Genomic DNA, 16,034 nt, shown 5'->3' with positions numbered 1-16,034 from the left:
GCTTAGCAAAAGAATAAATGACATAAAATTCCTTCATGGGGTTAATTTGTATAAAAATTTGAGCAGCCTCTTATGTCCCTTTTTTTATCTTAACTGTGCTCCTAATTTTTCTGAAAGCTGTTTTACAATGTTTTCATGAACCTTGTTAACTTCTTCATCCTTTAATGTTCTATTTTCACCTCTGTATACGATTGAATAAGCAACGCTCTTCATTCCCTCTGGTATTTGCTTACCTTTATAAACATCAAATAGATTTACTGATTCTATAAGCTCCTTTCCTGCTCTTTTTATTACATTTTCTATTTCACCTACAAGAACTTCATCCTTTATAAGCATTGCTATGTCCCTAGTTACTGCTGGGAATTTAGGCAGCGGCTTATATTTTCTTTCCATCTTTGCAGCTGCATATAAAGTCTTTAAATCTATTTCTGCCACATAAACTCTGTCCTCAATTCCATAGTTTTCAGCAACATCAGGATGAATTTCACCAAATACTCCTGCATCCTTCTTTCTTACCAGAAGTTTCGCTGTTTTTCCTGGATGGAAGGTTGGGTTCTCTGATTCACGTACAAACTCAGCCTTATCTATGCCAAGGGCCGAAAGAAGATTTTCAACTATACCTTTTAATGTATAAAAGTCTACCTTTCCATAGATACCAATAACTAATTTATCAACCTCATCTGGTAGAAGATTATCACTTGGAATGTATGTTCTGGCTATCTCAAATAGAGCTGCCTCCTTATTGTCCCTTGAGTAATTTCTGCCAAGGCATTCCATCATATTTGGAATTGCTGTGGTTCTCATTATACTGAAGTCTTCTCCAAGTGGATTTGAAATTACAACTGTATTTCTTTTTGAATCCTCTGATGGAACTAATATCCTGTCAAAAACCTTAGGACTTACGAAGGAATATGTCATAGCCTCATATAAGCCCTGTGACACCATAAGGTTTTTTACCAGTTTGTTTAATTTTTGTTCCTCAGTCCATGCCGCTTCTACTGCAGTTCCCTGTATTTTAACAGATGGAAGATTATTATATCCGTAAATCCTTGCTATTTCCTCAGCCACATCTTCCTTTATTTTTATATCCTGTCTAAAGGTCGGAACCTCAATTTTTAATATTTCATCTCCTTCAACCTTCATCTTAAGGTTTGTGAGTATTTCTTTCATTGTGTCTACACTTAAATCAGTTCCTAAGAAGCTGTTTATCCAATTAGCAGAAACCTCAAGTTATGTGGACTTACTGGCTCTTTATATATATCTATCCAGCCTCCAACAACTTCTCCTGCACCTAAAAGTTCTACTAAATGGCATGCTCTGTTCATGGCTATTTCCACCATTTCAGGGTCAATATCCTTTTCAAATCTTGTTGAAGCATCTGTCCTTAAAGCTAATTTTTTTGATGTTAATCTAACGTTTGTTCCATTAAAATTAGCACATTCAAAGACTATAGTTTTTGTATCCTCTTTAACTTCAGAATTTAATCCTCCCATTACCCCTGCAACTGCAACAGTCTTTTTCCCATCTGCTATAACAAGGACACTTGAGTCTAAGGTTCTTTCTACATTATCAAGGGTTGTAAATTTTTCCCCTTCATTTGCCATTTTCACAAGGATTTTATTGTCTTCTATGTAGTTATAATCAAAGGCATGCATTGGTTGACCAAGTTCTAACATAACGAAGTTGGTTATATCAACTATGTTGTTTATTGGTCTTACCCCTGCTTCCTCTAACCTTTGTTTCATCCACTCTGGAGAATCTGCAATTTTGACGTTTTTAATCATTCTTGCAGCATATCTTCTGCAGAGGTCACTTTCAATCATAACTTGAATATAGTTGTTTATATTGTCCTCATCCTCTTTAAAGGAGGTATCAATTTCTTTCAATTGAGCTTTAAAGGTAGCTGCTGCTTCCCTTGCTATTCCATAAACTCCAAAACAATCGGCTCTGTTTGAAGTTATTTCAAAATCTATAACTCCACCTGAAAGACCTAGAACCTCTTTTATATCCTCTCCAACAGGGGTGTCCTCAGGTAAAATCATAAGCCCATGAACTGATTCTTCGTCAGCAATTCCAAGTTCAGCCTCTGAACAGAACATTCCATTTGACTCTACACCACGTAGTTTACCCTTTTTAATCTTAACTCCACCATGAAGTGTTGAACCATGAAGGGCAACAGGAACAATATCCCCTTCCTTCATGTTTGTTGCCGCTGTAACGATTTGGATTGTTTCTGTTTTTATGTCTACCTGACATACAGTAAGTTTATCTGCATCTGGGTGTTTTTCTGTTTTTATTATTTTTCCAGTTACAACCTTATCTATTTCCTTACCAGTTTCTATTACTTCTTCAACCTTTGAACCTGAAAGGGTTAATGCATCTGCAATTTCATTTATATCTTTTTTTATATCAACATACTCAAGAAGCCATTTGTATGGGACTTTCATCATATCACTCCTTCATTTCTATATTAGAATTGTTTTAAGAATCTTACGTCATTTTCATATAAAAGTCTGATATCCTCTATTCCGTATCTTATCATTACTATTCTTTCAAGACCTAACCCAAAGGCAAACCCGCTGTATATTTCAGGATCAATTCCTCCTGCCCTTAAAACCTCAGGATGAACCATACCTGCTCCAAGTATTTCTATCCAGCCTGAACCTTTACAAACTCTGCAGCCTTCTCCACCACAAACGAAACATGAAACATCTACCTCAGCTGAGGGCTCTGTAAATGGGAAATGATGTGGTCTGAATTTAGTCTTTGTGTTTTCACCAAAAAATCTTTTTACAAAGGTATCTAATGTACCCTTTAAGTTTGCCATTGTTATTCCCTTATCTACAACAAGTGCCTCAACCTGATGGAACATAGGTGAATGTGTTGCATCAACTGCATCTGAACGAAAAACCTTTCCAGCAGCAATCATTCTGATTGGAGGCTTATTATTTTCCATAAACCTTACCTGCATTGGGGATGTTTGTGTTCTTAAAACCACCTTATCGTTTATATAGAAGGTGTCCTGTTCATCCCTTGCAGGATGGTTTTTAGGTATATTTAAAGCTTCAAAATTATAATAATCAAGTTCCACCTCTGGCCCCTCTGCGATGGTAAATCCCATACCGAAGAATATTTCCTTCACTTCATCTAAAACCTTTGTTACTGGATGAAGCCCTCCAACTGGATTTACTTTACCTGGCATTGTTATATCGATTATTTCCTGGGAAAGTCTTGCTTTCTTTTCCTTTTCCTTTATTGTTCTTAAGGCATTGTCTAATGCATTTTCAATTTCTTCCCTGACTTCATTTGCTATTTTTCCAACAAGTGGTCTTTCCTCTGGAGAAAGTCCTCCCATTCCCCTTAAGATACCTGTCAGTAAACCTTTTTTCCCTAGATATTTTACCCTGACTTCATCCAGTTTCTGACTATCAATTACGCTATGTATATGCTCTAAGGCTTCACTTTTTATTTTTTCAAGCTGCTCTTTCATATAATAACTCCTTTCACATTAATTTATTTTTAAAATAAAAAACCTCCGTCCCAAATGGGACGAAGGATAAACTTCGCGGTACCACCCAAATTGACTTATTAAAAATAAGTCCTCTTGATTTTAATAACGGCTTAGCCGCCCAGACCTACTTCTCTATTTTAAGTTTCAGAATGGGAACTCCAGAGGGAAAATTCAAATGTACCTTCTGTAGATAAGCTTCCAGTCAGCGACTTATCCTCCCTGAACAGGGTAACATTCTACTGAACTCTTTCATAGTTTTTACATATTTATTTTTAGTGATTATATCATATTATACTAAACATGACAATTGTTTTATTTAAGTCTCTGTCTGACTACTTCATATATTATTATTGCTGCTGCCTGAGCAGCATTTAGTGACTCTGCTGAACCAGGCATTGGTATCTTTGTCAGGTGAGTTGCATGCTGTAAATCATCAAAGGGTATACCATTGGCTTCATTGCCAATTACAACAGCAGTTTTCTCCTTAAAGTCCTCCCTGTATATATAATTCTCTGCATTAAGGCTTGTTGCATATATTTTGTAGCCTTTATCTTTTAATGTATCGGCTAGACTTTTAAAATCTTCAAAATATAGCACAGGGATATGGAAAATGGAACCCATTGTTGAACGAAGCACCTTAGAGTTATATACATCCACTGTTCCTTTAATTATTATAACTGCACCTGCACCAGCAGCATCGCTTGTTCTTATTATTGTTCCAAGGTTACCTGGGTCCTGAACTCCATTTACAATTACAATAAAATCATTTTTTATGTCATCTATTGAATGGTCTATTTTCTTTACAACCGCCACAACACCTTGAGGGTTTTCTGTTTCGCTAAGCTCTTTAATTATCTCATGATCTACTTCATATTTTATGATGTCATCTCTAAGAAGATATTCTGCACCCTTCATAGACAATATTTTGCTGCTATACAGAACATACTCAACAAAACCTTCTTTAATCCCTTCTTCAACGAATCTTAAACCCTCAATTAAAAACATATTTTCTTCCTGGCGATATTTTCTCTGTTTAAGCTTAAGTGCTTTCTTTACCAGTTTATTTTCTCTGCTAAGCATTTCATCATCCCTTGTTATTTCATTTGTTCCTTTTCTATCATGCTGACCTCTTTTGTTCCACCTATGACAACCAGAGTATCTCCAGCTTCAATAATATCATCTGCATTTGGCGATATATTTATATCATTATTTTTCTTTATTGCCATGACATTTAAACCATATCTGCTTCTCATACTTAATTCTCTAAGGCTCTTACCTTCCCATTCCTTCAGAGCCGTTATTTCCATTATGCTGTAATCTGGTGAAAGTTCTATATAGTCAAGGATGTTAGATGAACATAGGTTATGGGCAACCCTGACTCCCATGTCCCTCTCAGGAAAAACTACTCTGTCAGCACCTATTTTATATAATATCTTTGCATGTAACTCGTTTTGTGCCTTGGTTATAACGTATTTTACTCCAAGCTCTTTAATTATTAATGTAGCCATAACACTTGATTGGACATCTGAACCTATGGTTACAACTGCAACATCAAAATTTCTAATTCCCAGTGATTTCAGTGTTGCTTCATCAGTTCCATCTGCCTGAACTGCATGAGTTACGCTGTCAGCCATACTTTGTACTATTTCTTCATCAGTATCGATGGCTAAAACTTCATTCCCAAGGGAATAAAGAGTTTTGGCTATACTTGAACCAAACCTGCCAAGTCCTATAACTACAAAATGTCTATTAGGCATAATAAAACCTCCAAAATTATTTTTATCCAACTATAATTTTGTCCTCTGGATATCTTATGGAATTTTTTGCATTCAATTGCCTGTGGGCAATTGCAAGGGCAAAGGTTAAAGGTCCAACCCTTCCTATATACATGGTAAATACAATTATTATCTTTCCAATTGTTGTTAATCTTGTTGTTAATCCAAGGGTAAGCCCTACTGTACCAAATGCCGAAACTGCTTCATACACGATTTCTATTGGTGTTGCAGCTTCAGTAACTGAAAGTATCATAACAACTGCTGTTATTAATGTCATACTGATTGTAACTATTGAAAAAGCTTTGTAAACAAGATTTTTCCCAAATCTTTTTTTAAACAATTCAGTGTCTTCCCTGCCATGAATAACAGCAATAACTGTTAAAAATATTAACATGGCTGTTGTTGTCTTTATCCCACCACCAGTTGAACCTGGTGAGGCACCAATAAACATCAAAATTATGGTTAAAAATTTTCCTGAATTCGTCATAGTATCTAAGGGTATCGTGTTAAATCCAGCTGTCCTTGGAGTTATTGAGGCAAATAAACTTGCAAGTATTTTTCCCTTTAAGCCTAATCCCCCCATAGTTTTTGGGTTATTGTATTCAAAGATAAAAAATAGAATGGTTCCAGCTAGAATTAAAAATCCTGTAGTTAATAATACAACCTTTGTATGTAAAGTCAGTCTCTTTAAAGTCCTTGTGTTTATCAGTTCAGTAATAACGATAAATCCTAAGCCGCCAACTACTATAAGCCCTCCAATTGTAAGAGTTATTACTGTATTATCAACATATGGAGTCAGACTTCTAAAATCCCCAATTAAATCAAAACCAGCATTACAAAAAGCAGACACGGCATGGAAAATACTATAGTATATGCCTTTTTTAAGTCCGTATTCTGGTATAAATTGCGTGGCTAGAAGCACTGCACCAACTCCCTCTATGCTAAAGGTTATACCTATTACGTAAAACATCAGTTTTACCATTCCCTGGATGTTAAATGAATTATATGCCTCCTGCATAACCAGTCTTTCTTTAAGGGAAATCTTTTTCCCTAAAAGCACTGCAAAAAAGGAAGCAAAGGTCATAAAACCAAGTCCACCGATTTGAATTAAAAGCATTATAACTATTTGTCCAAAGGTGCTCCAATAGGTTCCTGTATCAACTACGGCTAATCCTGTAACACATACAGCTGAAGTTGCTGTAAACAAACAATCTAAAAATGGCGTACTTATTCCCTGTCTAGTTGCAATTGGCAATTTTAAAAGTATAGCTCCCATCAAAATTACTGTTGCAAATCCAATAGCTAGTATCTGTACAGGCTGAAGGTTAAATAAGTTTAGCCTTCTTTCGCTGCGAATTAAAGGCATAGAAATTCCTCCTAAAAGGCTATATATATAAATTATATCACCTTTAAAATATTTTAATAATAGCTAAATTCACTAACTTTATATTTTACTCTCGTTTTCAATATTACACATAGTTTAAATCATTAGATAAAAAGTATTCCAAGACTCATAAAAAATACAATGTTAATATAAACTTATTAACAAAGCAAAGAGACCTGAAATAACAGGCCTCGTTTTTGATTATATATTTATATTATGCGTTTAACTTTTCTTTAGCTATGTTAACTAATTCTGCGAATGCAGCTTCGTCACTTACAGCTATCTCAGCTAACATCTTTCTATTCACTTCAATTCCTGCAAGCTTTAATCCGTTTATGAACTTTGAATATGAAAGTCCATTTGCTCTTGCTGCAGCATTTATTCTTGCTATCCAAAGCTTTCTGAAATCTCTCTTTCTAAGCTTTCTACCAACGTAAGCACTGCTTAAAGCTCTTAATACTGCTTGATTAGCAATTCTATATAATTTGCTCTTTGATCCATAGTATCCTTTAGCTAATTTCATTATTTTTTTACGTTTCTTGTGTGCATGCACAGCTCTTTTAACTCTTGCCATTTAGAAATTCCCTCCTTTTCTATAAACCTTCTATACGTAAGGCATTAGCTTTCTAACTATTTTTAATTCAGTTACGTTAACATATGTTCCTCTTCTAAGTTGTCTCTTTCTCTTTGAGTTCTTCTTAGTAAGGATATGTCTCTTGAAAGCATGAGCTCTCTTAAACTTTCCATTAGCAGTCTTTCTAAATCTCTTAGCTGCACCTCTGTGTGTTTTCATTTTTGGCATGTTCGGTTCCTCCCTTCTATTTATCAAGCTTTTTTAGGAGCTAATATCATAGTCATATTTTTTCCTTCAAGCTTAGCTTGTTTTTCTATTACACCCACTCCTTCGACTTTACTAAAGAACTGCTTTAGTAATTCTTCTCCGAAGTGAGAATATTCAGCTTCTCTTCCTCTAAATTTAACAGTAACCTTTACCTTGTCCCCATCATTTAGGAACTTTTCAGCATTTTTTGCTTTAACGTTAAGATCATGTTCCTCTATACCTGCTGATACGAACTTCCTTTACATTGATAACTTTCTGCTTCTTACGAGCTTCCTTCTCCTTCTTCTGAAGTTCGTAAAGATATTTTCCGTAGTCCATAATCTTGCAAACTGGTGGCTGAGCCTGTGGCGCAATCATAACTAAATCCAATTCTTTAGATTCTGCAATAGCAAGGGCTTCCTTTGATGACATTATACCTAGTTGTTCACCATCATTTCCTATTACCCTTATTTCTTTTTCACGAATTTCTTCGTTGATTAAATTTTGTTTACTAATAACCTCCACCTCCTAATAGATTAAAAAGGCATATAAAAAGCGGATGGACATAATCCATCCGCAGATATACATAAAATCAATAATCATAACCTTAGCACCTTGGGTGTAAGGTGAGAAGCGGATGGCTTCTTCTTATCACTTTAATTACTATATCATATTTAATTTATATCGTCAATTGTTTTTTATATATTGCTGATCTTTTTTTCAATTTCTTCTTTTATCTTTGAGATGAAGTCCTTTAATTCAAGACTTCCTAAATCTCCATCTTTTCTTGAACGTACTGATATATTTCCTGCTTCTACTTCCTTGTCTCCAAGTATTATCATATAAGGAACCTTTTGAAGCTGCGCTTCTCTTATCTTATATCCTATTTTTTCGTTTCTTAAATCAGTTTCCACCCTTATATTCATATCTTTAAGCTGATTTTCTAATGATTTTGCATATTCATTTGCTCTATCAGTTACTGGAAGTATTTTAACCTGAACTGGTGCTAACCAAGTTGGGAATGCTGCTGCGTAATGTTCAGTAAGAATACCTATAAATCTTTCTATACTTCCGAATATAACTCTATGAATCATAACTGGTCTATGTTTTTCACCGTCTTCACCAATATAATGAATATCAAATCTTTCAGGCATTTGGAAATCAAGCTGGATAGTTCCGCATTGCCATGTTCTTCCTATGCAATCCTTTAAATGGAAGTCAATCTTAGGTCCATAGAATGCACCATCTCCTTCATTTACTTTATAGTCCATTCCTGCTGCATTCAATGCCTCTATCAGTGAGTTAGTTGCATGTTCCCATGCTTCATCGCTTCCCATTGATTTTTCAGGTCTTGTTGAAAGCTCAACGTGGTATTCAAATCCAAATAGTTTGTAAACATAGTCTATTAATTTAATAACTCCTAAAACTTCCTGCTTTATTTGTGATGGCATCATAAATATATGAGCATCGTCCTGAGTGAAACATCTAACCCTCATTAATCCATGTAGAGCTCCTGATATTTCGTGTCTATGAACCAATCCAAGCTCTCCCATTCTTAATGGAAGTTCCCTATAGCTATGCATCTGGTTTTTATATGCTAATATTCCTCCTGGACAGTTCATTGGCTTTATAGCATAGTCTTCACCATCTATCTTTGTAAAATACATATTTTCTTTATAGTGATCCCAGTGTCCTGATTGGTGCCATAGTGCTTCATTTAATATTATTGGTGTTTTTATTTCTTTATATCCATTCTTTCTGTGTATCTCTCTCCAGAAATCTTCAAGCTGATTTCTTACAACCATTCCCTTTGGAAGGAAGAATGGGAATCCTGGGCCTTCTTCTACTATTGTAAATAAATCTAATTCCTTGCCTAGCTTTCTATGATCTCTCTTTTTCGCTTCTTCAAGCATATTAAGATATTCATCAAGTTCGCTCTTCTTTGTGAAGGCTGTACCGTATATTCTTTGCAACATCTTGTTGTTTTCATTTCCTCTCCAGTAAGCTCCTGCCACTGATAGAAGTTTAAAAGCCTTTACCTTTCCTGTCGAAGGTACGTGAGGTCCAGCACAAAGATCTACGAATTCTCCCTGTTTGTAGAATGAGATTGTTTCATTTGCAGGTAATTCTTCAATAAGCTCAATTTTATAAGTTTCAGCCTTTTCACTCATAAGCTTTATTGCTTCTTCTCTGTCTAAGACAAATCTTTCTAATACATAGTCCTCTTTAACTATATTCTCCATTTCCTTTTCAATTTTTTCTAACATCTCTGGAGTAATTGCAAAATCTGCATCGAAATCGTAGTAGAAACCGTTGTCAATTGCAGGTCCTATTGCAAGCTTCACTCCTGGATAAAGTCTTTTTACAGCCTGTGCCAATATATGTGAAGCTGTATGTCTTAATGCCCATTTTCCATCCTTATCTTCAAATGTTAATATTTCAAGGCTGCTGTCTTTATCTATAACAGTTGAAAGGTCACAAACCTCTCCATTTATTTTTGCTGCAAGGGCTGCCTTGTATAAACCCATACCAATGCTCTTAGCTACATCCTCTGCCTTAACGGCCTCGTTAAATTCAAGAACTTTTCCATCTTTCAGCGAAATTTTTATCATGATATTACCCCTTTCTCTACTCTGAATTTTGTTTATATGACCATAAAATTTGTTTTGCAAAACAAAAAAGCTCTCGTCCCTTGAGAATCAAGAGAGAGCATAATACTCCCGCGGTTCCACCCAAATTGGTATTGTATAATAAAAAAATTATAAACCCACTTTAAAAGCTTTAACGCAAGCAAACGCCAATCTCTACTAAATTTCAAGACGGAGCTCCAAGGTGGTTTTCAATCCTCCATATTAAGGAAACCTTTCAGCCAATGAGTTCCCCTCTCTGATAACTGGGTTTGATTTACTCGTCCTTATCATCGCCTTTTTCTATTGTTGATATTTTACAATTTTCTAATTTATTTGTCAATACCTTTGCCGCTGTTTTTGTTCATATTTTTATCCTTCAATGCACTCATTATTGCTATTAGTAAAACATAAAAAAGATTAAAAATAGTTATTTTAGGTATAATGAAATCTAGGAGCTCCCTTCTTTGGATTTCATTTCCTAAAGCAACACCTGAAAAAACAACCACAGGTATAAACCAGATATGCACATTTTTAAATATTTTATTTCTAAAAACGTCCTTAAATATGAATATTACTGAATAGTAATTATTAACAATGAGTTTTAACATTACAATGCTCCAGAGGAATAAAAATATCAGCCTAAAACTATTTACTATAGGTAAATCTATACTCTCTGTAAGCATTAGAACAGGCCATATGTTTTTTAATATAAATCTATGACCTAAATAATATATTGTTGCAAATGTAATCCATGTGTATATTGCTATAGTTATTGATGAAGCTTTTATTATAATGGATTTTAACTTATCCTTATTTCTTATATATGGATAAATCAAAAATATAATTTCTATTCCGCCGTAGGAAAATGCCGATTCCTTACTTGCTGATATTATATTTTTCATTCCTCCGCCAAACAAAGGAAATAGATTGAGATAATTTCCCTTTCTAAGGGCACTAAGCAACAATAGATTTAATGCTATAATCAAAAACAATGAAATTTTATTTATCCTTCCAATTGTCTTTAAGCCCAGGTTAGATATGTATGCAACAGTAATTGTTATAACAAGAAGAATCTTCAAAGGCTTAAGAAAAGGAGTTCCATATACTGTAAGAACGTTTGTAAACCCTGTAACTACTGCGATTACATTGATTGCGAAAAAGCTTAAAAATATAATATTTAATAAATTTCCAACAATATTACCAAAATATCTCTTGCTTAGATTCAATATATTCTCATCTGAATGTTTTCTGCATAAATACATTGCCAAAAACCCAAATACCAATGGGTAAATGCCTCCAATTATAACTGATATCCAACCACTCTGTTTTGCATCCTTTACAACTGCTCCAGGTAGTGATAAAATACCAATACCTACCATATTCCCTACCAATAATGCAATCACTTCTAGATCATTTAAATATAAATTATTTTTTTCATCCATTGTCAACATACTCCATAATATATTTTAATACTCTCCTCTTCCTGTTTTTGTTATTTTAACATTTATGTCGATCTTTATTTCAGATTTGCTAACTATCTCATTCCAATCCACTCCAGTATCCCTTCCGTATTTTGCTGCAGCAACGTAACCAAGCTGCAATAAATCCAACCTATATTCATTTTGCATTTTTTGAATAAATGCATCACATTGTTTTGTAAGTTTATCCTTAATCTGGTTTTCAAGCTTTACCCTTGTAACATCATCGATTTTTTTATAGATTTCGTTTGAAATTAAATCCCCCTTTAAGTCAAGCTTTATATTAAAGTAATATTTTTCACCTATTTTCCTGCATTTTACTTTTCTTTTACTTTGTGCAAAATATGAGGCATATTCTTTAGGTGAATTTTGTATTGTTAATATACCTGTTACTTTATTCTCCCTTAATATGTTCATTATCTTTGTTTCATCCATATTTAATTTATACATCATTTTATCCTTATCAAAAACAGCCATACCCGTTATCTTTAGTTCATTATTTATCAGTTCTATGTATGGCAATACAACATTTCTACCCTCTGAAATAACACAGACATATGCATTGAGTAAAGTATATTCTTCTGCAAAAAAAGTGTTCTTGTTCATGTTTTTTATCATACCGATAATATAATCACTTGAAGTTTCATATCCCTTGGGTACAAATTTAAATATTTCTCCTGGTTCCCCTTTACATACTGCAATTAAACTCCTATCGTTCATTTTTGGATTTGAGAAGAGAATATCATAGAAATTATATAGCCCATATCTTGCAGCCTCTTCACCAAAAATAATTATCTTCTGAAGACCTACTATGTAGGATCTGGCTGACCTTAATTGCCTGTTTTCCCTGGTTTCACCTGCTGTACCCGCAATACCGGTCTTAATTAAAGGTATACTGATTCCTTCTCCCTGATAATTATAAACACTATATGGAACCTTATATATAACACTATCATCCTTTTTTTCTATATCTATCCCAAAACCTGCTGCTACATCATATTCTTCTATAGTTTTAACCTCTGGATTTAGAGATAAATAAACAAAAAAGGCTAATGAAAGTATAAAAATGCCCCATTTTTTTAGTTTCATGCTCCTTTCACCTGCTTGCCGTTAATATTCTCCCCGTCCAACAGAGTTCACCTTAAACCTGACATTAATTTCTATTTCTGAACGGCATACAACTTCATTCCAATCTACTCCAGTTCCTCTACCGTACTTTGCTGCTGCAATTTTTCCTAATTCTAAACAGTCCACCCTATAATCAGTCTGCATTTTCTTTACAAAATCAAGTAAATAACCTCTAATTTCACTTGCCATCAGTTTTTCAAAATTTTTAAGGGTCTCTGTGTTACTGAATAAATCCTTATACATTGTATTGGATATGATGTCCCCACTTATATCCAAGTCAATAATAAATTTACATTCTTCTCCATTTTTTATGCATTTGACTTTTTTTTGAGAACTGGAATAGCTGTTTATGTATTCCTTTGAATTTTTTTTCAGGGTTAAAAGTCCCTTTGACTTTTTCTCCCTTAGAATATTCATCCATTTTGCATCATTGATATCAATTACAGCTTTTAATTTATCCCCTTTAAACAAAGCCATTCCCTTTATTGCAATTTCATCCTTTTCTTTTTCAATATATGGCAAAACTGCATTTCTACCTTCCGAATCAACAATTAAAATTAAATCTTTATATTTATAGTTTTCTCCAAAGAACCAGTTATCCTGCATATTTTTAATCAATCCATATAGAAAGTCGGATGTACTGGTATATCCCATTATATCTTCCTTGAAATATTCGTTAGTATTTTCTCTACACACAAACACAAAGGCATCATTGTTGAATTTAGGCAAATTAAAGGATACATCTAATATTCCCCTTATTCCATACTTTGCAAATTTTTCTTCAATCAGCACTACTTTTTCAAATCCTAGAGAATAACTTCTTGGAGACTCCCTTTGTCTCTCCTGTTTAACTTGTCCCGTGGTTTTATCCCTTCCTTGACGAATATTACTTTTTGTTTTACCATTTTCCTGAAAATAATAAACATTAAATGGTATGTCATAATATATTCCGTCACTTTTCTCTGTAATATTATATCCAATACCAACAGCAATATCTAATTCCTCAACATTTGGTGCCTCTTCTGATTTTTCAAGGAAAAATACAATTAAAACTGCCACCAGAACACATATAATCATCACTTTATTTTTTTTGTTTTTTTCCAACTATATCATCCTTCTTTAACAATGAAACTAAAGAAATTACAGAAACATATGAAAGGTTATATATTGTTATAACAGGTATTGCGTATTCCAGAATTTCATTTCTATCATGTAAAGTTTTAAAATAATTTTTACAAACATAGATAACTAATATTCCAATTAAGAAAATCACTATTGGTTTGTTTTTTATTTTTTTTATGTTGTCTAATATCAAAAGACTTAGATAGTATAAAATAGACATTGACTTTATGGATATAAACAGTAATATAAACAAGACCAGATATCTTAAATTAGTAATATTTTTTATTTCTATGTCCCTTGATACTTCTACAAATGCCCATATTGTTTTAGGTATTATATCGATACCTAAGTAATAGATTGATATAAAGGTAATCCAGGTGTAAACAATAACAATAAAAGCTGTTGACTTTAAAACGATGGTTTTTATTTTTTTACTATCTTCAATTAGAGGATATATTAAAAATACAGTCTCCATTAGAGCGTAGTCGTAAGCAGAGTCTCTGCTTGCGGCTATTATTTTTTTAAGACTTACCCCAAAAACAGGACTAACATTTAATAAACTTCCATTTCTCAGTATCCCCAATGAAATAATTATTAAGGTTATTAACCCAATAAAGTTAAAGAAACAGATTCTGCTGACAGTTTTTAATCCTTTGCTTGCAGTATAAGCTGCCAGCAGCAATATGGAAACATAAATTTTTAATGAGCTTAGGAAGGGAACAACATAGGTTCTGGAAATAATCGTTACCTCAGATAATCCAGCACAAAAATAAATCATCAAACTAATTAGAAATAAAAAATTTAAAATATTTCCTATTATGTTCCCAAATATATTTTTGCTTAAAGTTAATATGTTATCCTTTGGGTATTTTCTGCTGACAAATACAGCTAATATCCCTACATATAATGGATAGACTCCCCCTAAAAGGGCTGAAATCCATGATGTCTGTTTTGCAATTGGCACTAAAGCATTGGCAATGGATACAATATTTAAATCCAGCATAATACCTATAAGTATGTATACAGCTTCATTTGGGGTTATTTTATTACCAGACAGTTTATTCATAGTTAATAATCTCCCCTGCCTTCACTCTCAACCATAACCTTTACATTTACTTTTATCTCGGAATTTGAAACAATCTCATTCCAATCTACATTTTTTAGTCTCCCAAATTCAGCAGCTCCATACCTTCCAAGTTCTAAACAATCTATTTTATATTGATACTGCATTTTATTAATGAACTCATTACACATATTTTCAACCTGTTGCTTCATATCCTTCTCAAACTTCTCTTTCACATCTTTGCTGCTTAATATATCTTCATAAAGAGTGTTAGAGATAATTTCTCCCGTTAATGTCAAATTTATATCAAATTTATATTTGCCATTTTCTTTATAACATTTTACTTTTCTATTTTTGCTCTTTGCATAAAAATCTATATATTTTTTATTATCCTTTCTAATGGATAATACACCTTTAACATTATCTTCTCTCAGTAAATTTAAAATTCTAGCTTCCTTTATATCGATTTTTTTTACCATCTTATCTTTATTAAACAAAGCTAATCCTGTTAAATTCAGCCCATTTTTACTAATCTCTATGTAAGGCAATAGTACCTGCCTTCCCTTTGAATCCATCCTTACAAAGACATCTATAAGTTTATAGTTTTGAGAAAAAAAATTATACCCATCAATGTTCTTCATCAACCCGTAGATATAATCTGATGTACTGATATAGCCAAGCTCCTGAAAACTAAATATATCCTCACTGTTCCCTTTACATACAACAACATATGCCATATCGTTTGCCTCTGTATTTCTAAATCGCTCATCAATTAGGTCTTTTATTCCCATTTTTGCATATTTTTCACTTATTACATAAACCATTTCAAGACCGCTTATATACTTTCTTTCTACCTTTGAATCCCTGTCCTGTTCAGCCTCTGTCAGGTTCTTTCCCCTGCCTGTTTTTGTTACACTGAGTTTTTCTTCATTTGGTTTGAAAATATAAGAATTAAATGGAACTGAATATTGTATCTGTCCATTGCTTTTATCCATTACATCATAGCCAAATCCAACAATAATATCTACTTCTTCAATAGGAACTCTTGTGTTTCCATACAGATAAAACATATAGGTTAATAAAATGGTAATTATGATTAAGTATCTTTTCATATTTCAAACTG

General features: G+C 33.4%; 12 protein-coding genes, 2 pseudogenes and 3 other annotated features. All 14 genes and pseudogenes read right to left on the bottom strand.

Annotated elements, in window-relative coordinates; all coding sequences use genetic code 11:
• Nucleotides 1-84 precede the first annotated feature (84 nt).
• Nucleotides 85-2,447, bottom strand: a pseudogene (gene pheT / locus Q428_RS02160) (phenylalanine--tRNA ligase subunit beta).
• 23 nt (nucleotides 2,448-2,470) lie between these two features.
• Complete coding sequence (pheS, locus tag Q428_RS02155; protein ID WP_035377753.1) at nucleotides 2,471-3,490, bottom strand: phenylalanine--tRNA ligase subunit alpha; 1,020 nt, start codon at nucleotides 3,488-3,490, stop codon at nucleotides 2,471-2,473.
• Between the two features lie 52 nt (nucleotides 3,491-3,542).
• Nucleotides 3,543-3,773 (bottom strand) — a binding site (T-box leader).
• Between the two features lie 50 nt (nucleotides 3,774-3,823).
• A complete protein-coding gene (locus tag Q428_RS02150; protein WP_035377751.1) occupies nucleotides 3,824-4,591 on the bottom strand; it encodes a TrmH family RNA methyltransferase in 768 nt (255 codons plus the stop codon).
• A gap of 14 nt (nucleotides 4,592-4,605) precedes the next feature.
• On the bottom strand, nucleotides 4,606-5,268 hold the full coding sequence (locus Q428_RS02145; protein WP_035377749.1) for a potassium channel family protein: 663 nt from the start codon (nucleotides 5,266-5,268) through the stop codon (nucleotides 4,606-4,608).
• Between the two features lie 22 nt (nucleotides 5,269-5,290).
• Nucleotides 5,291-6,652, bottom strand: a complete 1,362-nt coding sequence (locus Q428_RS02140) for a TrkH family potassium uptake protein (protein WP_035377748.1) — start codon at nucleotides 6,650-6,652, stop codon at nucleotides 5,291-5,293.
• Between the two features lie 232 nt (nucleotides 6,653-6,884).
• A complete protein-coding gene (gene rplT / locus Q428_RS02135) occupies nucleotides 6,885-7,244 on the bottom strand; it encodes a 50S ribosomal protein L20 (protein WP_035377746.1) in 360 nt (119 codons plus the stop codon).
• A gap of 30 nt (nucleotides 7,245-7,274) precedes the next feature.
• Nucleotides 7,275-7,472: a 50S ribosomal protein L35 gene (gene rpmI / locus Q428_RS02130; RefSeq protein ID WP_035377743.1), complete on the bottom strand. Its 198-nt coding sequence runs from the start codon at nucleotides 7,470-7,472 to the stop codon at nucleotides 7,275-7,277.
• A 23-nt stretch (nucleotides 7,473-7,495) separates the two neighbouring features.
• Nucleotides 7,496-8,015 (bottom strand): annotated as a pseudogene (infC, locus tag Q428_RS02125) (translation initiation factor IF-3).
• A 16-nt stretch (nucleotides 8,016-8,031) separates the two neighbouring features.
• Nucleotides 8,032-8,146: a sequence feature (ribosomal protein L20 leader region), on the bottom strand.
• A 42-nt stretch (nucleotides 8,147-8,188) separates the two neighbouring features.
• Nucleotides 8,189-10,102 (bottom strand): threonine--tRNA ligase, encoded by a 1,914-nt coding sequence (gene thrS, locus Q428_RS02120; protein ID WP_035377741.1) that lies wholly within the window; start codon nucleotides 10,100-10,102, stop codon nucleotides 8,189-8,191.
• An 87-nt stretch (nucleotides 10,103-10,189) separates the two neighbouring features.
• Nucleotides 10,190-10,420: a binding site (T-box leader), on the bottom strand.
• Between the two features lie 29 nt (nucleotides 10,421-10,449).
• Complete coding sequence (locus Q428_RS02115; protein ID WP_035377739.1) at nucleotides 10,450-11,562, bottom strand: GerAB/ArcD/ProY family transporter; 1,113 nt, start codon at nucleotides 11,560-11,562, stop codon at nucleotides 10,450-10,452.
• Between the two features lie 24 nt (nucleotides 11,563-11,586).
• Nucleotides 11,587-12,687, bottom strand: a complete 1,101-nt coding sequence (locus Q428_RS02110; RefSeq protein WP_035377737.1) for a Ger(x)C family spore germination protein — start codon at nucleotides 12,685-12,687, stop codon at nucleotides 11,587-11,589.
• 21 nt (nucleotides 12,688-12,708) lie between these two features.
• Entirely contained in the window at nucleotides 12,709-13,830 is a 1,122-nt protein-coding gene (locus Q428_RS02105) for a Ger(x)C family spore germination C-terminal domain-containing protein (RefSeq protein WP_051514820.1), read from the bottom strand.
• Entirely contained in the window at nucleotides 13,808-14,914 is a 1,107-nt protein-coding gene (locus Q428_RS02100; RefSeq protein WP_035377735.1) for a GerAB/ArcD/ProY family transporter, read from the bottom strand. The genes Q428_RS02105 and Q428_RS02100 overlap by 23 nt, the downstream gene beginning before the upstream one ends.
• Before the next feature lie 2 nt (nucleotides 14,915-14,916).
• Entirely contained in the window at nucleotides 14,917-16,023 is a 1,107-nt protein-coding gene (locus tag Q428_RS02095) for a Ger(x)C family spore germination protein (protein ID WP_035377733.1), read from the bottom strand.
• Nucleotides 16,024-16,034: the final 11 nt, after the last annotated feature.

Origin of the sequence: Fervidicella metallireducens AeB, from assembly GCF_000601455.1 — a bacterium.
Taxonomy (GTDB): Bacteria; Bacillota; Clostridia; order Clostridiales; family Caloramatoraceae; genus Fervidicella; species Fervidicella metallireducens.
Note: the sequence above shows the minus strand (reverse complement) of the source record. Positions and strands in the feature narration are given on the sequence as shown.